The organism is Halothiobacillus diazotrophicus (assembly GCF_001663815.1).
In the GTDB taxonomy this organism is placed as follows: Bacteria; Pseudomonadota; Gammaproteobacteria; order Halothiobacillales; family Halothiobacillaceae; genus Halothiobacillus; species Halothiobacillus diazotrophicus.
The window spans coordinates 1143062-1164316 of record NZ_CP016027.1; the positions used below are offsets into that span (position 1 = coordinate 1143062).

Consider the following 21255-nt stretch of genomic DNA (forward strand, 5'->3'; position numbering starts at 1 on the left):
GTTTTTACGAGAATGCCCATGAGCACCGCCGATACCCCGACGCCAACCCGCCCCGCCGATGCCAGGCTGTTCGATCCCGACCTGATCCGCCGCTACGACAAGTCCGGCCCGCGCTATACCTCCTACCCGACGGCAGTCCAGTTCCACGACGAATTCGGCGAAGCGCAGTATCGGGCCGCCGCCCGGCGCTCCAACGCCGTCGGGGGGCCGCTGTCGCTCTATCTGCACGTCCCCTTCTGCGACACGGTCTGCTACTACTGCGCCTGCAACAAGGTCGTGACCAAGGATCGCAGCCGTGCTCAGCCCTATGTCGACGACGTCATTCGCGAACTCGCGCTGCAGGCGCCCCTGTTCGATGCCGGTCGTCCTGTCGACCAACTGCACTGGGGCGGCGGCACGCCCACCTTCCTGTCCGAAGAACAGATGCGGGCGATCATGCAGGCCACCGGCCGGCATTTCGAACTGAAGACCGACGACACGGGCGAATACTCCATCGAGATCGATCCCCGGGAAGCCGATGCCCACACGATCGCCGTCCTGCGCGAACTGGGCTTCAACCGCATCAGTCTCGGCGTTCAGGATTTCGATCCGACGGTACAAAAGGCCGTCAATCGCATCCAGAGTCTGGCCGAAACGCGTGCCGTGGTGGATGCGGCACGTGCCGAAGCCTTCCACGGCGTCAGTCTCGACCTGATCTACGGCCTGCCCTTCCAGAGCCGCGATTCCTTCCTGCGGACCCTGGACACGGTGATCGACATGGCCCCGGACCGCCTGTCGATTTTCAACTATGCCCACCTGCCGACCCGCTTCAAGCCGCAGCGCCGGATCAATACCGAGGATCTGCCCTCCGCCGCAGAAAAGCTCGCCATCCTCGGCGGCAGCATCGAACGCCTGCAAGAGGCGGGGTACGTCCTGATCGGGATGGACCATTTCGCCCGCCCCGACGATCCCCTGGCAATCGCCCAGCGCAACGGCACCCTGCATCGCAATTTCCAGGGCTACTCCACCCATGCCGAGTGCGACATGGTTGCCGTGGGCGTTTCCGCCATCAGCCAGGTCGGCGACGCCTTCAGCCAGAACACCAAGGATCTCGAGGTCTACCACGAGGCCGTCAGCGCCGGGCGGCTGCCCATCGAGCGCGGCTATGTGCTGACGCCCGAAGATCATATCCGCCGTTTCGTCATCGTCTCGCTGATCAGTCATTTCCAACTGGATTTCGACGCCGTGACCCAACGCTTCGGCATTGACGTACCCAGCCATTTCGCCACGGCACTGGCGCAGTTGCTGCCGATGGCGGACGACGGTCTGGTGCGGCTGAGCCCGAACCGCATCGAGGTTCTGCCCCGGGGTCGGCTGCTGATCCGCAACATCTGCATGGCCTTCGACGAATACCTGAACCCCGAAGGCCTGCAGCGCTTCTCGCGCGTCATCTGAGATGACCGCGGCACGCATCCCCGTCACCCTGCTGACGGGGTTTCTGGGTAGCGGCAAGACCACCCTGTTGAATGCTTGGGTCAAGCAGCCGGCGTTCGCCCGCAGCCTCATCATCGTCAACGAATTCGGCGACGTCGCCCTCGATCACCTGCTGGTGGCACACAGCGCGGATCAAACCGTCGTCGAATTGCCCGGCGGCTGCCTGTGCTGCACGGTACGTGGCGACCTGCAGAAAACCCTGCTGGATGCGCGCTGGCGTTTCGCCCGCGGCGGGCAACGGCAGTTCGATCGCGTGCTGATCGAAACCACCGGACTGGCCGATCCCGCCCCGATCATCAACACCCTGGCCGCCAATGACCCACTGGCGCGCCATTATCAATGGCAGGGCGTCGTCACGACGGTGGATGCCGGTCAGGGCGAAGCCACCCTCAAGCGCTTTGCCGAAGCGCGGCGGCAAGTCGCGTTTGCCGATCTCGTCCTGATCACCAAGGCGGACGAAACCGGCACCGCGGCCATAGACAGCTTGATAGGGGAAATCCGAACCAGGAATCCGTCGGCCGCCATGCTGCCGATCAGCCTGCCGCCGATTGACGAGGTCGCACGCAATCGACTGTTTTCCGCGCTAACGGCTGTCACAATGGGCGACGCCCAACCTTTGAATCAGGTGGACGACACGACGGGACTACGCATCCGGAAAATCCATCCCGTGAGAATCCCGGAAGCGGGGGAAACGCCGCACGCGGACGCGGATGCGATGACGAGTTTCAGCTGGGTGTCAGACCAACCGGTTGCTTCGGAAAAATTGGCGGCATGGTGGGCCTTCGTACAGACCCATGCCAACGAGCGCCTGTTACGACTGAAAGCCTTGGTCCGGACGACGGAGAAGCCAGAACCCCAGTTGATGCAGATCGTGCAGCATCGGGTGCATCCCACGATCACGCTCGCCGACTGGCCAACCCCGGATCACCGCAGCAGGATCATCGCCATCGGGGAGTCGTCCGTGGTGGATAAACTCGCCAATGCGACCAAAGCCTTGGAGTCTGCGCCGGCGGTTTGATCGGCTCAGTTGACGCCCATGCGCCGGAAATAGCCCATGACGCGATCGGACAATCCCGTCAGCAGGGGCTTGGCCGACTTGGCCACCGCATGTCGCTTCTGCGTTTCCGGCTTGAGTTGCAGTACCTGGTGGTAATCCAGCGCCGACTGCATGTTCTTGGTGAAGGTGCCGATATGGCCCGGTTTCGGATGGAACCGGAACACTTGGCCCTGATTGATCAGCTCGACCAGCAGTTCGTAGTCGCGTAATTGCGTCAACACGATGGTAACAAGTCCTGGATGCGTCTGCTTGAGTGCCTTGATCGCGCCGACATGGCTGGCCTGACCGTCCATCACGTCGGCCACCATGACCCCGATGTCCTGCTGCGCCAACAATTCCGTCGCCTCGTCGAGATTGCGCGCCCAATAGAGGGCATTACCCGGCGGCGTGGCCCGCCGAACGAGTTCATGAGCGGCGGGATCGCGATCCAGCAGGAGAATGCCCGGCCGCGATTTCTCGGGATCCGGCGCAGGCTGTGACTGCTGGTGGCGTGCCGCCGCAAAACTGATCTCCGCCGCCTGGGCCGCAGCCCGTACGTCGGCGCGAATCTGTTCGACATCCCAGGGTTTCTGCAGAAAACGGAAAATTTCGCCTTCGTTGACCGAACCGATCACCGCAGCCAGATCGGCATACCCGGTCAGCAGGAGGCGCATGGTGTTCGGTGACACGTCACGGATGCCGCGCAACACATCCACACCGCTCATGATCGGCATCCGCTGGTCGGAAATCACCACCGAGATGGTCTGTTGTCGCGCCATCTCGATGGCTTCGTGCCCGTTGTCGGTCGTCAGGACCTCGAACTCGCCCCGGAACAACATCTTCAGGGAGCGGGTGATGCGTGCCTCATCGTCGACCAGCAGCAAAGTAGGTTTGGTGAACAGTTCGCTCATGATGTACTCCTCGACAACAGCGCCTAGATGGAACCGACCATGATGGTGTTCTCGGGCAAATCGTCATGATGGGTTGAGCGCATCCCTGCGGTGGCTGACGGCTCGGCATCCTGGGCATCGTCCCTCGCCGTATTCGTTGCTGAAGGCCCTTCGATCGGCAGACAGATCTCGAACCGGGTCCCGACACCGACCTTGGTGGCCAGGCGGATATCGCCACCATGATCCTTGATGATCCGGTAGCTGATCGACAGGCCCAGGCCTGTCCCCTCGCCGACTTTCTTCGTGGTGTAGAAAGGCTCGAAAATCCGTGCCACGTGCTCATCGGAAATCCCACTGCCGTTATCCTCGATGCTGATGCAGGCGAAGGGGCCGCGCACGTAGGTGCGGATCAGTAGCCGACCACGATCGTGATTGATGGCATGGGCCGCGTTCGTGAGGATGTTCAGCAGCACCTGATTGATCTGGGAAGGCGCGCACGGCACATCCGGAATCGGTTCGAATCGCTTTTCGATGGTCACCTTGTTCTTCAGGTGGTGTTGACCAACCGTCAGGGCCGTTTCGATGTTCTCGATCAGATTCACCCGATCGGTGGATGCTCGATCCACCCGGGCGAAATTCTTGAGACTCTGGACGATCTCGCCGATCTGCTTCAATCCGAACCGGGTGTCCTGGAATAATTCGTTCAGATCGGCAAGATCCGAGACCACGTCGAAATCTTCCCGCATCGATGCGATCGACTGGATCCGCGCCTCAATTTCCTGCGGCTCGGCCGTTTGATTGACCAGGCCATCGAACAGATGTTCGTATTCCTGCATCAGATCCTGGATCTGGACGAGCATCTCCTGGGCCATCTGCACGTTATTGCCGACGTAACCGAGGGGCGTGTTGATCTCATGGGCAACGCCGGCCACCATCTGCCCCAAGGCGGCCATTTTCTCGGACTGGATCAGATGCGCCTGCGATGCCTTGATCTCCTGGTTGGCCTTTGCCAGCGCCTGATTACGCTGACCGAGCCGCTGCTCCACCATTTTCAGCACGTCGGCCACCGAGCCCAATCCCGCATAGGTCCCATCGGACTCGGTAAAGATGAAATCCTCGACGATCGGAATGCGAATCTGGCTCGTGACCGTGGAAATGACCTCGGTCACCGCATCCGACAGCGACACGACCACCGGCGTAGCATTCATGAAGAAGCGGATCGGCCGTTTGCCGAACAGATCCCGCGAATACTTGTTCAGCAGGAGTTCCATCAGTGCATGGCGACTGATCAGTCCGATCGGCTGATTCTTCTCGTCGACGACCGCCAGGGAAAGCATGCGCTCGAACCCGCCCTGCTGGAATCGATCCGTCACTTCATTGAGCGGCAGATCGGCTGACAGCGGGGGTACGGATTCGAGCAGGGCTCGTAGAGGCGACGACATCGTGGATCACTCACAGGACTTAGCGATCTTCTAATGTAGAGTCCCAATATGACAGCTTAATGATCGGTCCCCGACCCCGCCAAAGCCATATCGCGCCGCCAGACGTAGGGCCAGACTTGCGACCGATAGCCGCCGATCGTGCCCGCTACAAGGTGAATTTCGCCCGCATGGGCCGTATTGAGCACAGGTATCCCCGCCTGCCGATAGCGCGTCATCACCGAGCGATTAGGATGGTGAAACGGATTGAACAACCCGGCGCTGACCACGGCCGCCCGCGGGTGCACGGCAGCCAGAAACTCCGGCGACGACGAGGTTTTCGACCCATGGTGCGGCACGTACAGCCAATCGGCAGACAGATCATGGCGCATCAACAGATCCGTCTCCGCCCGCTTTTCGATATCCCCGGTCAGCAACAGACTGCCCGAGCGATCCGTCACCCGAAGCACACAGGATCGATCATTGTCGCTGGACATGCCCCGGGCGTGAAACAGCTCGAAACGCACGCCGTCCCAGACCCAACCCGAACCATCCCGACAAGGCTCCGAGGAAACGCTGGTCAGCGGCTCGCCGGAAATAACGGGCGTCTCCGGATACCGGGCGAGCACACTGCCCAGCCCACCGGCATGATCACGCGCATGGTGGCTGATCACGATCCGGTCCAGTCGGTCCACGCCCAGGGCACGTAATGCGGGGATCACGGTACGGGCACCCGCATCGCTCGACAGGTAGGCGGGGCCGGTATCGTACAGCATGGCATGGTCAGCGGTTCGCAGAATGACGGAAAGTCCCTGCCCCACATCGAGCACATGAACGTCGACGATGCCGATCGGTACGCCCGGCGGCCGATAGACCACGGCGGGCAGACACAACAGAACCCCCAGATAACGCCTGGGCCAACCCCGAGGCATCAGCAACCAGGCCATGCCAAGGAAAGCGAGCAGGATTGTCCAGACGGGCGGTGCTGCCAGTTGACTGTCCGGCGCCCACCGGGCCAGAACGTGCAACACATCGAACAACCCCTGGGCCAGCCAATCGAGCACGATGAACAGAGCATGGGCAACGGGCGTCGCCCACAGGGACAGCAGTCCGATCAACAGGGCCAGCGGCGTGATGACCAGTGTCACCAGGGGCACGGCCAGGAGATTGGCCGGCAGGGAGGACCAGGCAATCCGATCGAACATCAGCCAGACCGCCGGCAGGAGCGCCAGGGTCAGCACGACCTGCAAACGCATCGCATCGCGCCAGAACGTGAGCACCGCATGGTACTGCAACCAAAGCACCATGACGAGCACAGCACCGAACGAAAGCCAGAATCCAGCCGTCAAAGGCGCGAACGGGTCCAGCAGGAGCACCGCCAGCAGCGCGACCAACCACAGATCCAGCAATCGCCAGGAACGGCCCAACAAGACACCGGCCAGCAGAATGGTCATCATCAATGCCGCCCGCTCGGTCGGCACCGACATCCCCGCCAACAAGGCATAGCCCCAGGCAGCAATCACCGCGCCATAGGCTGCTATACGGCGCGCCGGCAGAGCCTCGCACCAACGGGTCCGAGACCAAAGCCCTCCCAGAAACCAGGCAAAAAGGCCCGCGACCATACCGACGTGCAGACCGGAAATCGCCAATAGATGATTCGTTCCCGTCGCGAGCAGGGCATCCCAATCACTCGGAGGCAAGTAATCGCCGTCGCCGATCGTCAACCCCAGCAACAGACCTCGGCCCGGTCCACCCTCGCCGACCTCCGGATCCGCCGCCGAAACCCGCAACATGCTGGCTCTGAGCTCTGCACGCAGGGCGGCCAGGCGCAACAACAAACCATTGCCAACAGGATCGATGAGGACGGGGGTTCCGCGAACACTGGCCGTTGCCACGATATGGTGGGCAAACAGCCATCGTTCGTAATCGAAGCCCCCCGGATTCAAACCCCCATGAGGCGGCTTCAGGCGCAGCTCAAAGGTCCAGACCTGCCCTGCGACATAGTCTGGCGGGTGACGCGCATAATCCCGGATGAGCAGTTGCTGACCGACATGAAACACGGAACAGCTCGGTTCGTCGGCGCGGTCGGAAACGGCCTGAATACGCCCCCGCAATCGCTGAACCCGAGCGCCGGGCTTCGGCAGGTCAGTAAGCCCCACCGACAACCGACACGTCAGTGGTGCTGCGAATTCAGCAGGCTGGGCGCGCAAGAACGTACTGATACTGGCCAGCGTCCACCAGACGCCAGATATCACGGCAAACAGCACGATCAGTACGCGGAAACGGGGGAAAGCCCGGGGACGGCGATTGACCCGAACGACGAGCACACCGACCCCGACCAAACCGATCCACGACAGCCAAGGCTCGGTCATCCAGGGTATTCGAGACAGCGCATCGACCGCATCCGCCACGCAATTGAGCAGCCAGCGACTCGGCTGGGGCCAGGTACCAGCCACCCTGCCCCAAGGCAGCACCCAGGCCATGAGGGCGCCGACCACCCAGGCCAGCAGCCAAACCACGCCCAAGGTACGACCGGAAAAGGTACGATCGGAAGATGAGATCATCGTTGTGTTGGTACGGGCGTCCATTCGACCCTCACAACCTGAGAAGCGCCCTGCCGACACCGCCGGCGGAACGCAAAAGAAGCGTCAGCGTTTCAGACGAAACACCATGCCACCACCCGTGAGACGCTCGACATCGAACCGATCACTCAACTGCTGGACGGACTCGGAAGCCCCGAGAATCAGACAGCCATTCGGCACGAGGGCATCCGCAAGGCGATTGATGATTTTCGATTTGGTCTCGCGAGAAAAATAGATCAGGACATTTCGGCAAAAGATGATGTCGAAACGTCCGAGGCCACTGACGGAATCCAGAAGATTGGCCACCTGAAAACGAACCCTGCGCCGGAGTTCCGGCTTCACCTGCCACCCCTTGTCCACCGGATCGAAGAATTGGCGCCGCCGAGATTCGGACAGACCGCGCCCCAGGGAGAGTTCGTCATAGATCCCCGATTTGGCCTGCTCCAGCACGCGCGATGACAGATCGGTACCGACGATTTCCACGGAAAACGGCGGATTGACCTCACTGACGATCATGCTGATCGAATACGGTTCCTGCCCCGAGGAACAGGCGGCGGACCAGATACGCACGGTCCGCTTGTGTGCGGGAATTTCGGGGAACAGGACGTTTTTCAATGCCTGGAAGGGATACTCGTCACGGAACCAGAGGGTTTCATTGGTGGTCATGGCTTCGATGACAGACTTCAGCAAGGCTGGATCGTGTCGCTTGAACAGCCGGTCTACCAGCTCATCCATGGTCGCCAACTGCTGTTCCCGCAACACCCGCCCCAGGCGCGTCTCCACGAGATAGCGCTTATCCGCGCCCAGCAAAATTCCACTCTGACGTTCAAGCAGCTCACAGAACTGCTGATATTGCTCCGGCCGCATCCTTACACCGATTCAGCCAGATGCATCGGTCTGTTTTTCAGGGCTTCGGCGATGACGTGCGCTAGCTCGTCGGGGTGAAACTTCGCAATGAACTGGTCGGCCCCCACCCGTTTGATCATCGACTCATTGAACCCGCCGCTCAATGAGGAGTGAAGAATCACGTACAAACCTTTCAATCGCGTATCGCGGCGAATCTGGGTTGTCAACGCATACCCATCCATGATGGGCATTTCGATATCCGAAATGATCATGGCCAAGCGATTCAACTGTTCCGGCGAGCTATCGGCCCAGCGACGCAAAAGGCTATATGCCTCCTTACCATTCGAGGCCAGTACCGACTCGATACCCATTTGTCGCAAGGTGTTGCGTACTTGATTACGCGCGACAAGGGAATCGTCGACCACGAGCGCAATACTCCCCGGCTGGGCCATGCCCTGCACCTCATGAAGCACATCGGCGGAGATATCTTCCTTGACGCCCACCACCTTGGAGAAGATCTGCTCGACGTCGATGATTTCCACGAGAGCGCCATCAACGCGTGCCACGGCCGTCAGGAAATTCGAGGTATTGGTGCCCGTCGGCGGCGGCATGATCTCTTTCCAGGAAAGGTTCACGATCCGATCGACCGAGTTCACCAAGAACCCCTGCACGGCCCGGTTGTACTCGGTGATGATGACGAAGGCGTCGGAAATGGCCTCAAGGGACATGCGCGTCGCACCGATGGCATCGGCGAGGTCGATGATCGTAATGGTATGGCCGCGCACATCCGCGATGCCGCGAACCGCCGACGTGGCCTTGGGCACATCGGTCAGCTTCGGGCAGCGGATCACTTCTCGCACCTTGAATACGTTGATCCCGAACAGTTGGTCATCGCCCAAGCCGAACACCAACAGCTCGAGGCGATTGTGTCCGGCCAGACGCGTACGGGAATCCACCGAAGAGATGACATCTTTTTTCACGACGGTACTCAACCTTGATAGTGTGACTCTTGCGAACAGATCCGTTTATCGGCGCGATTTCGGCAATCTTTAGAACCGCCGAGTACGCATCATGTCTAAACGCCTCATCCGCACCCCAAAGGCGCATGTCGCACCCACGCTCAGCACTAGCAATAGCACTTGCATTTTTGCAAGTCAATCAGATAGATGCGCGCCTCGGCAACAAATGCATATGAAAATCATAACGGATATTGACACAAAATGCGCCCACGGGTTGTGCACTGCAGGCGTTTGTACACAAACCGCAACAAGGCAACTGTCAGAATAATGTAACAAAGGCCCCGCATCATGACCGGCATCATACGGATTGATGAGTCGCCCTTTCACCGCCAGACGAACGAGTCCTTCTGACATGCTCAAAGAAATCCGCTTTGCCGGTGATTTGTTGATCGAAGCCAGTGCCATCACACCCGACTACAAGAACGAAGAAGTTCTCGGGCTATTCGCCCAGAAATCCAGCCTGCAAAATCTCCCGGTTATCCTGGATGACGGACGGCCCATGGGGCTGATCAACCGCAACCTCTTCCACAGCAACATGACCAAACCGTTCTACCCGGAGCTGTACAGTCAGAAAAGCTGCATCGCCTTCATGGATAAGAACCCGCTGGTCGTGGAGGCCGCCGTCAGCATCGAGCAGTTGACCGCCCTGGCCGTCGAGGCCGGCAACAAGGTCTTCACCGACGGATTCATCATCGTCGATCAGGGCAAATACCTCGGTATCGGGCAGGTGCTCGACCTCATGCAGGCGATGACGGCACTTCAGGCCAGACAGCATCGTCAGCTACTGGAGAGCATCGAATACGCCAGCGTCATCCAGCAATCCCTGCTCAAACCGTCCCGACTCGCACTACAGAAACATCTTCCGGACGATCATTGGCTGATCTGGGAACCGCGCGATGTCGTGGGCGGCGACATGTTTCACTTCGTGCCGCTCGAGGACGGTTTTCTCGCGGTGCTGTTCGACTGCACGGGGCATGGCGTTCCCGGCGCCTTCATGACCCTGATCGCCGAATCGGCCCTCGAACAGGCATTGATTTCCGAAGGCGCGCGCGACCCTGCCGCCCTGCTCGGCGCCATCAATCGCCACATCAAGCGCGCCCTGAACCAGCACGGCGGAGACGCCAACGGCCAGGAAAACTCCGATGACGGCCTGGACGGCATCGTCGTCCGATTCGACCAATCCAGCTGCTCGCTCACTTATGCGGGCGCGCACCAATCCCTGTTCGTCCTTCCCCGCCATGGCGATGCGCCCGTACGGATCCTTTCGGGCGATCGGCAAGGCGTCGGTTATGCCGGCACAGCCATGACGGCCGCCTGGAACAACCGGACCGAAATCATCGATGAACCCAGCCGCATTTTTCTCCTGAGCGACGGCGTCATCGACCAAGTGGGCGGCCCAAAGCGAATCGCATTCGGCAAACGTCGCCTGAACAACCTGCTGATGCAAACGCGCAATGAGCCCATGCCGGTTCAGCAGGCTGCGTTTCTCGCGCAATTTGCGGATTATCAAGGACAACAGATCCGTCGGGATGACGTGACCCTGGTAGCACTGAACATTACTCCTACAACCCACTCAACAGGGACCACCACCCATGACGAATGACATGTCGCTACAAGACATCAACCCCTGCTTCCCCGGACTGGACGAGCACCTGATCTTTTTCTACGCAGGCTATTTTTCTCAGAACATCATCAACGCAATCGGTGATGCAGTTCGTTTGCGCATCGGTCAATCCGACGCCAGTGGCAGCGTTCGTCGCAAGATCTTCTCGACCTTCATCGAGATGGCTCAGAACATCGTCCATTACTCCAGCGACAGCCTGACCCCGCCCGAGCAGACCACGCTGGAAATGCGTGCCGGGTCGGTACTGGTCACGCATGTCGACAACGCTTTTCTCATTCTGTGCGCCAATCCCGTCAGCCAGGAATTCGCGGAGCAGCTCACGCCACAACTGGAACCGCTGCGCGCCATGACGAACGAGCAGATCAAGGACGCCTACCGCAAGGCCCTGCGCTCGGAAACCAACGAAAACAGCAAGGGGGCCGGACTCGGGCTCCTGACCATCGCCAAGGACAGCAGCGCGCCCATCGAGTACGGATTCAATCCGATAGGCAACGGAATGCTGATGTTCACGCTGAAGGCGACAATCTGAAAAGACCAATTAAAATTAATAGGATATCATCATGAACAAACTATATCTGGCGCCCACCAGCAACACACCCGAAGTCGATTTCGATTTTGCATCACGTCGACTGTCCCTCAAGGGGGAATCCTACCCGGAGAGCGCGGCCGCCTTCTATGGTGACATCCTGAACCAGACTTCCGATTTTCTCGGCACGCTGAGTAATGAAGATGTCCATGTCGTCGTCCAGCTGAACTACTTCAACAGCTCCAGCACCAAGATGCTGTTCAGCTTCTTCGATCGCCTGAATCAGGCCGCCGAGGACGGCAATCAGATCACGCTGGACTGGCATCACGATGTCGATGACGAGACCATTCTCGAATTCGGACTGGAAGTTGCCGAAGACTTCCCAGCCATCGAATTCAACGCCCACGCGCTCGAATCGTAATGGACCCGCACACCCTCGGCCATCCGGATCTTTTCGAGCGGGAAAAGGCCGTTCTCGACCGCGCTGTCGCTGCGCACAATCAAGGGCCTGACACCCCGCATCGCGAAGCATTGGGCGAATTGATCGGCGAATTCGAACGTGTGATTCGCGAAATGCGCCGCGTCATCGGCCACTCCGATCGTACGGAATTGGAACTCAATATCGCCAACGTGCGCCTGCGCGAACTGACCGAAGCGTTGACCTATCAGAACCGGCATGACGGGCTCACCCGTCTGCTGAATCGGAACACCCTGATTCACGAAGCCGAACGGCTCCTGATGCAAGGGCCAGTCGCGCTCATTCTTCTGGATATCGACCATTTCAAGCAGATCAACGACCGCTACGGCCATCCTGTCGGTGACAAGGTGCTCACCGGGCTGGCCACGGAAATCGCCAAACTCGTGACCTACCCGGGATTTGCCGGGCGACTGGGTGGCGAGGAATTCGCCATGGTGATCCCCACTGCAGACATTCGACAGGCCATCATCCTGGCCGAAGAGGCCAGTCACGGCATCCGCAACCTGCGGTCGAGCACGGAGGAAGGACTGCGGATCACGGCGTCGTTGAGCGTCACCATTGCGCCCAAGGGATTTCCTTTCGAAAAGCTCTATCTGTGCGGGGATGACGCCCTCTATCGAGCCAAGCACAACGGCCGGGATCGAATCGAAATCGTCTGGTCGCCACTGGCCCCGATGGACGCACCGAAAGCCAGTGACCCGGTAAGCGCGCCCCAGCCACAATAAAAGTTTTCACCGCCAGGCATTGCCGCTCATAATCCGGCTTACTCAAATTCCCCGGACACAGCCCGATGAGCAAAACGTTCGACGTATCCGCCAGGACGTGTCTGGCAACCTGTCTCTTTCTCCCCATGGGCGCTCAAGGGGCTTCGCAGCCCGCATCGGGGGACCCACTAACCCGATGTAGCGTCATCACGAACGACCAGTCGCGACTTGCCTGTTATGACGCGTTGGCCAGGCGTTCGCTGCCCGCCTCGGAGACTGTCGTGCACGCCGCCCCCCTTCATCCGGAGCGCTTGTCCGAAGCGATGCCACCCGCATCGGCCGAACCCATCGGGTCGCCATCATCGGTCGAATCCGAGGAGGATGCGCTTGGGAAGCGTCTCGCCGATGAAGAACAGAAGAACGACAACCCCTTCCTCATCCGCGCGTTCAAACCGAACTACATGCTGGTAGCAAGCTATACGCCAACCCGTCTGGATCGCCCGGTATATGATTTCTCGCCACAGCAGGTCGAAGCAAAGTTCCAGTTATCTTTCCAGTTCGACTGGTGGGATCAGCCATTCGGCAAGGACACCGCCTTCTACTTCGGTTACACGCAGTTGTCCTTCTGGCAGCTCTACAATAGTGAACTGCTCGGCTCCCATGCTTCCGCCCCCTTCCGTGAAACCAACTACGAGCCCGAGATCGGCCTCGACATGACCACGCACCATCGTCTCGGCGACATGGATTTTCGGAAACTGCGTTTCAGCTTCATCCATCAGTCCAACGGACAGGGCGGCGAACGTTCCCGCAGCTGGAACCGGCTGGCGGTACAAAGCGTGTTCGGTGCCGGCAATCTGGCGGGTGCCATTCGTGCCTGGTACCGGCTCCCCGAGTCCCGCGCCACCGACGACAATCCGGACATTACCGACTATCTGGGCTACGGGGATCTGACGTTGGCCTACAAGATCAAGGACGCCACGCTTTCGGCGACGCTACGGAACAACCTCAGAAGAAACAATCGCGGATCGATCGAAATCAACTACAGCCAGCCACTGAACAAGCACATCCGAGGCTATGTCCAGTATTTCAACGGGTACGGCGAAAGTTTGATCGACTACAATCGTTCCATCAGCCGCTTCGGTATAGGCGTGGCGCTCACCGACTGGCTGTAATCGACCCTCTAGGCGGGTTGGTCGAGCAGTGCACCCCAGGCGCCATCACGCACCGATCATTTGTGCCCGATCCATCGCCTTGGCCTCGAGAGCCTGTGCTACGGTTTCCGAAATCTCGTCGATCGGATCGAAAGCAGCCCCACCTACCGCAGCGGGAATGCCTTCCGCTTCCAGCGCCGCCTTCAGCTTGTCGCCCAGCCGCTCGGAACCCATGGCCCCGCATTCCAGCGCCAGGACAGCGAACTCGCTCCCATCGATGCGCGCCAGCAGATCGCTTTCCCGCACGCAGATCCGCATGCACGATGCGGCACGACTGACCAGCGCGTCGTCCACCTCGGCACCCGGCGCGATTTCGACCACGAGGACACAGACAGCCACGCCATATCGCCGTACGCGTGCTGCCTCCAGAGCAATCCCCGCCTCCCAACCCCGACGGTTGAGCAGCCCCGTCAGATCGTCGGTCTGTGCCGCCTCAAGCGTGCGCTCGAGCAATCGCTGCTGCGCCACCGCCTTCAACTCGTTATCCAGCACAATGCCCAGCAGACGTGCCAGCAATTCCATGAGCGGGACCAGACGGGCCACATCCACGTCCTGCGGATCGGGGTCCATCGCGCACAGCGTCCCCAGAAAAGAACCATCACCCCGCATCATCGGCACACCGACATACGCGCCAATCGGCAGGGACTGGCAGAGCGGCGCCTCTGCATAAACGGCGACATCTTTCACGGAAGGTGCCGCGCGAGGTCCCTCGTCGTACAGCATGCGGGCGCAGAGGGTTTCACTCCAGGGATAGACGCGTCCCTCGTGAAGGTCGTACCCGTGGTTTTCCGCCTGGAGCACGATCCAGTCGTCCCCTTCGGTCCGGGTCGTCATCCAGAGCTTGAAGCCGAACTCCTGATGCAGATAATTCAGAATGGCCCGACTGGCTGACTCGAACCCTTCAGCGACAATCAGAGCCGACAGATCGGGGATAATCTTGGTATCGACCGCCGATGACAACGATGGTGCGTTTTGATCCTGTGACAAGTGACGACTCCCTATGACTGGCGCCCATGCGGCCCCGCAATCCCAGCCAAACGACATGGCCGGGCACGCGAAGCAGACGGCACTGGGGCGCTTTTCGGTTGCAGAACCTAAAATAATTCCGGGCCTTACCCCCGCTTCCTACTCCCGGTAATATACCGAAAAAGCGCGAATACGCTACCTGGTAATAATCTCCCAGGTGCACGCGGTGACGCGAAAGGCTCATTCCGCAACCTGAGTCAGGACAACCTCATGCCATTGACTGAATATTGGACCTGGGACATATCCATGACCCCATAAGTAAACAACGAAACGGAACAACCGTCTCAAAAACGGGATGCCAATCGCCAAGAGCCCGCCACCATGCGTTGATCGGGTGATATCGGCGGCGGTAGCAGACAGAGCCCCATTCCGTGACGAAATGCAATAATTAGTATGCTATCTTTAGTCGTCCATACCGTTGCGTAAACCGACTTCAGGACACGACCCTTTCGCCATCGGGCAACAGAGGCGCTTTGCCGAACGACTTCCATGATCGAGGAGTGGCTTTGAACATGCATGACTGCCCTGCCCCAGCCCACTCTGCGTGGCGGCCGCTCCGCGCGAGCCTCCCCGTGGGGTTCGTGCTGATTGCCCTGACCGGCTGCACGGCAGTCGGCCCGGATTTTCACAGCCCGGCCGCGCCTGATGTCGCGCAGTACACTCAAACGACGTTACCGAAGCAGAATCAGGCAACGAACAGCACCGCGCAGGGCACTGCGCAAAGTTACACCCCTGCGCAAACAGTCCCCCGCGACTGGTGGAAGCAGTTCCACAATCCGGCGCTGAACGCACTCATTGCAAGAGGATTGACGACCAGCCCTACACTCACGGCCGCCGAAGCCAAGTTCCGGCAGGCCCAACAGACATTCGCGGCACAGGCGGGCTCTACCCAATTGCCTCAGGTGAACGGCAAACTCGCGGCACAGAGTCAGGGCATCAACAACTCGGCCTTCGGCCAGAACGGCGGGAAACGCTCCTTCGAACTGTACAACGCCGGGCTTTCCGTCACCTACAACCTTGACCTCTTCGGCGCCAACCGACGCGCGCTCGAGGCACTTGCCGCACAGGCCGACTATCAGCAGTACGAATTGGAAGCGGCTCGACTCTCACTGGCCGGAAACATCGCGATCCAGGCCATCGCCCAGGCCATGCTGAACGAGCAGATCGCCACGACAGAGGCCATCATTCGGTCCCAACAAGATCAACTCGATCTCGTTGAAAAACGGATCAAACTCGGGGCAGCCACCCGCAGCGACGCGCTCAGCCTACAGACTCAGATCCAGCAGACGCGGGCGACACTGCCCCCCTTGCGGACCAAGCGAGCGCAGGCCAACCACCTGCTCGCCACCCTGACGGGCCAGTTGCCCGGTGCGGCCTCGATTCCCCAATTCACCCTGGCGGACTTCGTTCTGCCCGATACCCTGCCAGTCATCGTACCGTCCGAATGGGTCCGTGCCCGTCCCGACATTCAGGCATCCGAAGCGCTTCTGCATGCCGCCAGTGCCCAATACGGGGTGGCCGTGTCAAATCTCTACCCGCAAATCAACCTGACGGGAACCCTCGGCAGCCAAAGCATTGCCCCCGAGAAACTCTTCCGGCCGGACTCGCTGATCTGGAGCCTGATTGCGGGCCTCACGCAACCCATCTTCAACGGTGGTCTCAAGGCGGGTGCCGATGCAGCACACGAGGCCTTGTCTGCTGCAGCGGCGAACTACCAGCAAACCGTCCTCGATGGATTACGCAACGTCGCCGATGTCCTGCGCGCCAGCACCAACGATGCAGACACGCTGGCGGCACAGACGGCGGCGGAACAGTCCGCACAGGCATCCCTGACCCTGATCGAACAGCAGTTGAAACTGGGCAGTGCCAATTATCTGCAACTATTGATCGCGCAACAGCAGGTCGCGCAAACCCGATTGCTGACCCTGACCGCACGCGCCCAGCGCCTGAACGACACCGTCGCCCTGTATCAGGCCATGGGCGGCGGCATGACGAGCCCGGCGCCCCCCATGGCCAAGAACACGACAACACACGATACCCCCACCCCCTGAGCACCGGAGAGAGAGAAAATGTCGAAAGGAACCCCTCTGCGCATGTTTGTCATGCTGTTGCTGGTCGCTCTGGTGTTTGGCGGGATCTACGGTTTTCAGCAGTTCCGAAACACGATGATCGCCAAGGCCATCCGCGGTCATGGCATCCCGCCGCAAACCGTATCGACGACCATTGCCGAAAAATCCCGCTGGCAACCCACCATCCAGGCCGTGGGCACGCTGCGCGCTTCCCAGTCCACGCAGCTGTCGGCCGAAGTCGGCGGTCTGATCACCGCCATTCATTTCGAATCCGGCAAGCAGGTCAAGGCGGGCCAGACACTGCTTGAACTCAATGCCGACCCGCTCAAGGCGCAATTGGCCCAATTCAAGGCCAATGCCGAGCTTGCGCGCCAGAATCTGACGCGGGATCGCGCCCAACTGAAGATCCAGGCGGTCAGCCAGGCCGTGGTGGATAGCGACGCCGCGACCCTGAAGAGTGCCCAAGCGCAAATCGCCGCCCAACAGGCGCTGATCGATCAGAAGATCATCCGTGCGCCCTTCTCCGGCGTCTTGGGCATCCGTCAGGTCGATCTGGGCCAATATCTGGCACCCGGCACGGACATCGTGAGTCTGCAGAAGCTTGACCCGATGTACATCGATTTCACCGTGCCACAAACGCAGGTCGACCTGATTCATCTGGGTGAACCTGTGGCGGTTTCGACCGACGCGCGCCCCGACCAGTCCTACGAAGGCAAGATCACGGCCATCGAACCGCAGATCAATACGGCCACGCGCAATCTCACCGTGCGCGCCGCGATCGACAACCCCAAGGGCGAACTGCTGCCCGGCATGTTCGCCACGCTGACAATCAACCAGGGGCCGCCGCAGGACTATCTGACCCTGCCCAGCACGGCAATCGCGTTCAACCCCTACGGCAGCACCGTCTTCGTCGTAAATCACGGTAAGTCCAAGGACGGCAAGGAATCCCTGACCGTTTCCCAGCACTTCGTGACGACCGGTGCCACCCGGGGCGATCAGATCGCCGTACTGAGCGGCATCAAACCGGGCGACACGGTCGTGACGGCTGGCCAGATCAAACTGCGCAACGGTGCGCCCGTCCTGATCAACAATAGCGTGAAGCCGACCGACAATCCGCACCCCGAGGTGAAAGACGAATGAGTACGGTTTCGGACAACATGCGCAAATTCACCGACATCTTCGTCGCCCGGCCGGTGCTGTCCATCGTCATCAGCCTGGTGTTGCTGGTGCTCGGTATCCGCTCGTTCGGTCTTTTGCCCATCCTGCAGTTTCCCTATACGCAAAACGCGGTGGTGACCGTCACCACCGCCTACCCGGGGGCGGATGCAAACCTCGTTGCCAGTTTCATCACAACGCCACTGGAGAACGCCATCGCCCAGGCGGATGGGATCGACTACATGACGTCGAACAGCACGCAAGGGCTGAGCAACATCACCGTCAACCTCCGGCTCAACTACGACCCGGACAAGGCGCTCACCGAGATCAACACCAAGGTCAACTCGGTACTCAACCAGCTGCCGCCGCAGTCGCAGAAACCCACCCTATCCGTCAGCATCGGACAGACCATCGATGCCATGTACATCGGCTTTTACAGCGATGTACTCAAGCCGAATCAGGTCACCGACTACCTGATTCGTGCCGTACAACCCAAGCTGCAAGCCGTCGAGGGCGTCCAAAACGCCGAACTTCTCGGCGCCAAGAATTTCGCCCTGCGCGCTTGGCTGAACCCGCAGAAACTGGCCGCCGTCGGCCTGACCGCCGCCGATGTCTACAGCGCTCTGGCCGCCAACAACTATCTATCGTCCAGCGGGCAGACCAAAGGCCAGATGGTGCAAATCAACCTCAATGCGTCCACGGCCCTGCATTCCCTCGAACAGTTCAAGCAACTGATCCTCAAGGAAAACAAGGGATCGATCGTACGACTGAAGGACGTCGCCAAAGTCACGCTGGGCTCGGACGACTATGACTCCAGCGTTTCCTTCGATGGGCGCAAGGCCGTGTATATCGGCATCCAGGTTGCACCGGGCGCCAACCTGCTGGACGTGATCAAGCGCGTGCATGCAGTCATGCCGGACATCGAATCCCAGCTACCCCAGGGGCTGAAGGCGAACATCGTCTACGATTCCACCAAATTCGTGAATTCGTCGATTCATGAAGTGCTGAAAACCCTGATCGAGGCGATCCTCATCGTCACCGTGGTGGTTTTTGTCTTCCTGGGCTCGTTCCGCTCCGTATTGATTCCCGTCATCGCCATTCCCCTGTCGCTGATCGGCACTTTCACGGTGATGCTGGCACTGGGCTACTCGATCAACCTGCTCACGCTACTCGCCTTCGTACTGGCGATCGGCCTCGTGGTCGACGACGCCATCATCGTCGTGGAAAACGTCAGCCGTCACCTCGAGGAAGGTGCGAGCCCGCTCCAGGCAGCCACTCAGGCGGCACGCGAACTGGCCAGCCCCATTCTCGCCATGACCGTGGTACTGGTTGCGGTCTACATCCCGATCGGCTTCATGCGGGGTCTTACCGGCGCCCTGTTCACCGAATTCGCCTTCACCCTGGTCGGCGCCGTGACGATGTCCGCCATCATCGCGCTCACCCTCTCGCCCATGATGTGCTCCCGGCTGCTGCGCCCCCCCAGGCGCGATGGCGGCGGCTGGCAGGATCGACTCGTCGTCTGGCTGGACCGACGCTTCGATGCCGTACATGCCAGTTATTCCCGCAAGCTGGGCGGCGTCCTCAACCATCTTTCGGTCGTGGCCGTTTTCGTCCTCCTGATGCTCGGCGGCATCTATTTCCTCTACACCACCTCGATGACGGAACTGGCGCCCCAGGAGGATCAGGGCGTCCTGCTGTCGATCGCCTTCAACTCGCCGACCGCCACCCTGGAGCAACGCGACCTTTACGGCGAGCAAGTCATCAAGACCTTCCAGAAGTTCCCCGAAACAAACCATATCTTCCAGCTGAATACACCCACCCAGGTCATCAGCGGCATGGTGCTCAAACCCTGGGACGAGCGCAGCAGGACCGCCGGCCAGTTGCAGCCCATCATCCAGCAGGATCTCAGCCATATCGCCGGCACGCAGAACGCGGTGTTCCAACCCCCGCCGCTACCGGGCTCGCGTGGCCTGCCGATCCAGTTCGCCATCACGACGACCGAACCCTTCGATCAACTGTTCAAAGTGGCAAACGACTTCCTGCAGACGGCACTCAAAACCGGGGACTTCATCTTCCTGCAGTCCGATCTGCGCATCGACCTGCCGCAGACCACCGTGGTCATCAATCGCGACATGGCGGCCCAGCTCGGCATCAACATGCAGGATATCGGCTCGGCGCTATCGGCCATGCTCGGCGGCGGCTACGTCAACTACTTCGAACTGGGCGGGCGATCCTACAAGGTCATCCCCCAGGTCCAGCAACGCTTCCGACTGAATGCCGATCAACTGAAGCACTACTATCTCAAGACGGCGAGCGGCCAGATGGTCCCGCTCTCGACTGTCGCCAAGCTGGAAACCCACGTGGAACCCGAGTCTATCAACCACTTCCAGCAGCAGAACACCGCGACGATCCAGGGCGTGAACTATCCGACGATTCCGCAAGGCGAAGCACTCGACAAGCTGACCCAACTGGCAAAAACCACCTTGCCGGTCGGCTACGGCTACGGCTACACCGGCCCCTCGCGCCAGTTCATCCAGGAATCCGGCGGCATGGTAGTGACCTTCTTCTTCGCCATCGTCATCATCTTCCTGGTGCTGGCCGCCCTGTTCGAAAGCTTCCGTGACCCGGTCATCATTCTCGTGTCGGTGCCGCTGTCGATCGCCGGCGCCTTGATCTTCATCAACCTCGGCGTCGGCCGGGCCACGCTCAACATCTACACCGAAGTGGGCCTCGTCACACTGATCGGCCTGATCTCCAAGCACGGCATCCTCATCGTGGAATTCGCCAACAAGCTGCAGGAACAGGGCAAGAGCAAGCGTGACGCGATCATCGAAGCTGCCGGCATGCGCCTGCGCCCGATCCTGATGACCACCTTCGCGATGGTGCTGGGTGTGGTTCCGCTGATCACCGCCACGGGCGCCGGCGCGGTCAGCCGCTTCGACCTGGGCCTCGTCATCGCCAGCGGCCTGGGCATCGGTACCTTCTTTACCCTGTTCATCGTGCCCGGTGTCTACATGCTGCTGGCCCACGACCTCGGCAAGCGCAACACCCCACCAGCCGAGCCTGCGACACCCACCCCATCGGCATGATCGATGGAGATAGACGATAGAGATAGACTATGGGCAACCGCACCCACTCAGCACACCTCGCCAAGGAGCCACGCGAGGCCGATTGAACAGAGCGATCCAGCGGCCCCAC

The 21255-nt window shown here is 60.2% G+C and carries 16 protein-coding genes; 10 read left to right on the plus strand and 6 right to left on the minus strand.

The annotated features are described in order from the left end of the window. The first annotated feature begins 18 nt into the window (after positions 1 to 18). Entirely contained in the window at positions 19 to 1434 is a 1416-nt protein-coding gene (gene hemN / locus A9404_RS05075; RefSeq protein ID WP_066099193.1) for an oxygen-independent coproporphyrinogen III oxidase, read from the plus strand. 1 nt (position 1435) lies between these two features. Beyond that, the gene (locus A9404_RS05080; RefSeq protein WP_066099194.1) at positions 1436 to 2491 is read left to right on the plus strand and encodes a CobW family GTP-binding protein; all 1056 of its coding nucleotides are present in this window, start codon (positions 1436 to 1438) and stop codon (positions 2489 to 2491) included. A gap of 5 nt (positions 2492 to 2496) precedes the next feature. Here the strand turns inward: A9404_RS05080 and A9404_RS05085 are convergent, their stop codons facing one another. The 5 genes from A9404_RS05085 to A9404_RS05105 are packed head-to-tail and all read right to left on the minus strand — an operon-like array spanning position 2497 to position 9225. Continuing rightward, entirely contained in the window at positions 2497 to 3420 is a 924-nt protein-coding gene (locus A9404_RS05085; RefSeq protein WP_066099195.1) for a response regulator, read from the minus strand. Between the two features lie 23 nt (positions 3421 to 3443). Beyond that, positions 3444 to 4841: a sensor histidine kinase gene (locus A9404_RS05090; protein ID WP_066099196.1), complete on the minus strand. Its 1398-nt coding sequence runs from the start codon at positions 4839 to 4841 to the stop codon at positions 3444 to 3446. A gap of 56 nt (positions 4842 to 4897) precedes the next feature. Then, on the minus strand, positions 4898 to 7405 hold the full coding sequence (locus A9404_RS05095) for a DNA internalization-related competence protein ComEC/Rec2 (RefSeq protein WP_066099197.1): 2508 nt from the start codon (positions 7403 to 7405) through the stop codon (positions 4898 to 4900). 60 nt (positions 7406 to 7465) lie between these two features. Next, positions 7466 to 8266 carry a CheR family methyltransferase gene (locus tag A9404_RS05100; protein ID WP_066099198.1) on the minus strand — a complete coding sequence of 267 codons (801 nt, stop codon included), beginning with the start codon at positions 8264 to 8266 and terminating at the stop codon, positions 7466 to 7468. Between the two features lie 2 nt (positions 8267 to 8268). Next, positions 8269 to 9225 carry a chemotaxis protein gene (locus A9404_RS05105; RefSeq protein ID WP_066102835.1) on the minus strand — a complete coding sequence of 319 codons (957 nt, stop codon included), beginning with the start codon at positions 9223 to 9225 and terminating at the stop codon, positions 8269 to 8271. Between the two features lie 391 nt (positions 9226 to 9616). Between A9404_RS05105 and A9404_RS05110 the strand changes: the two genes are divergently transcribed. The 5 genes from A9404_RS05110 (at position 9617) to A9404_RS05130 (ending at position 13768) form a co-directional block, all read left to right on the plus strand. Continuing rightward, complete coding sequence (locus A9404_RS05110) at positions 9617 to 10867, plus strand: SpoIIE family protein phosphatase (protein WP_066099199.1); 1251 nt, start codon at positions 9617 to 9619, stop codon at positions 10865 to 10867. A 1-nt stretch (position 10868) separates the two neighbouring features. Next, positions 10869 to 11417: a SiaB family protein kinase gene (locus A9404_RS05115; protein ID WP_082922751.1), complete on the plus strand. Its 549-nt coding sequence runs from the start codon at positions 10869 to 10871 to the stop codon at positions 11415 to 11417. 31 nt (positions 11418 to 11448) lie between these two features. Beyond that, entirely contained in the window at positions 11449 to 11835 is a 387-nt protein-coding gene (locus tag A9404_RS05120) for a DUF1987 domain-containing protein (protein WP_066099201.1), read from the plus strand. After that, complete coding sequence (locus tag A9404_RS05125) at positions 11835 to 12617, plus strand: GGDEF domain-containing protein (RefSeq protein ID WP_066099202.1); 783 nt, start codon at positions 11835 to 11837, stop codon at positions 12615 to 12617. The genes A9404_RS05120 and A9404_RS05125 overlap by 1 nt, the downstream gene beginning before the upstream one ends. Positions 12618 to 12877: 260 nt before the next feature. Continuing rightward, complete coding sequence (locus A9404_RS05130; protein WP_197490440.1) at positions 12878 to 13768, plus strand: phospholipase A; 891 nt, start codon at positions 12878 to 12880, stop codon at positions 13766 to 13768. Between the two features lie 45 nt (positions 13769 to 13813). On the opposite strand, the gene A9404_RS05135 is transcribed toward A9404_RS05130, so the two are convergent. Next, the gene (locus A9404_RS05135) at positions 13814 to 14794 is read right to left on the minus strand and encodes a sensor domain-containing diguanylate cyclase (protein WP_197490441.1); all 981 of its coding nucleotides are present in this window, start codon (positions 14792 to 14794) and stop codon (positions 13814 to 13816) included. A gap of 551 nt (positions 14795 to 15345) precedes the next feature. Here A9404_RS05135 and A9404_RS05140 point away from each other — a divergent pair. The 3 genes from A9404_RS05140 to A9404_RS05150 are packed head-to-tail and all read left to right on the plus strand — an operon-like array spanning position 15346 to position 21146. Then, positions 15346 to 16884: an efflux transporter outer membrane subunit gene (locus A9404_RS05140; protein WP_082923014.1), complete on the plus strand. Its 1539-nt coding sequence runs from the start codon at positions 15346 to 15348 to the stop codon at positions 16882 to 16884. 18 nt (positions 16885 to 16902) lie between these two features. Next, the gene (locus A9404_RS05145; protein ID WP_066099205.1) at positions 16903 to 18042 is read left to right on the plus strand and encodes an efflux RND transporter periplasmic adaptor subunit; all 1140 of its coding nucleotides are present in this window, start codon (positions 16903 to 16905) and stop codon (positions 18040 to 18042) included. Continuing rightward, positions 18039 to 21146: an efflux RND transporter permease subunit gene (locus tag A9404_RS05150; RefSeq protein ID WP_231880948.1), complete on the plus strand. Its 3108-nt coding sequence runs from the start codon at positions 18039 to 18041 to the stop codon at positions 21144 to 21146. Before A9404_RS05145 ends, A9404_RS05150 begins: the two co-directional genes overlap by 4 nt. Positions 21147 to 21255 lie beyond the last annotated feature (109 nt).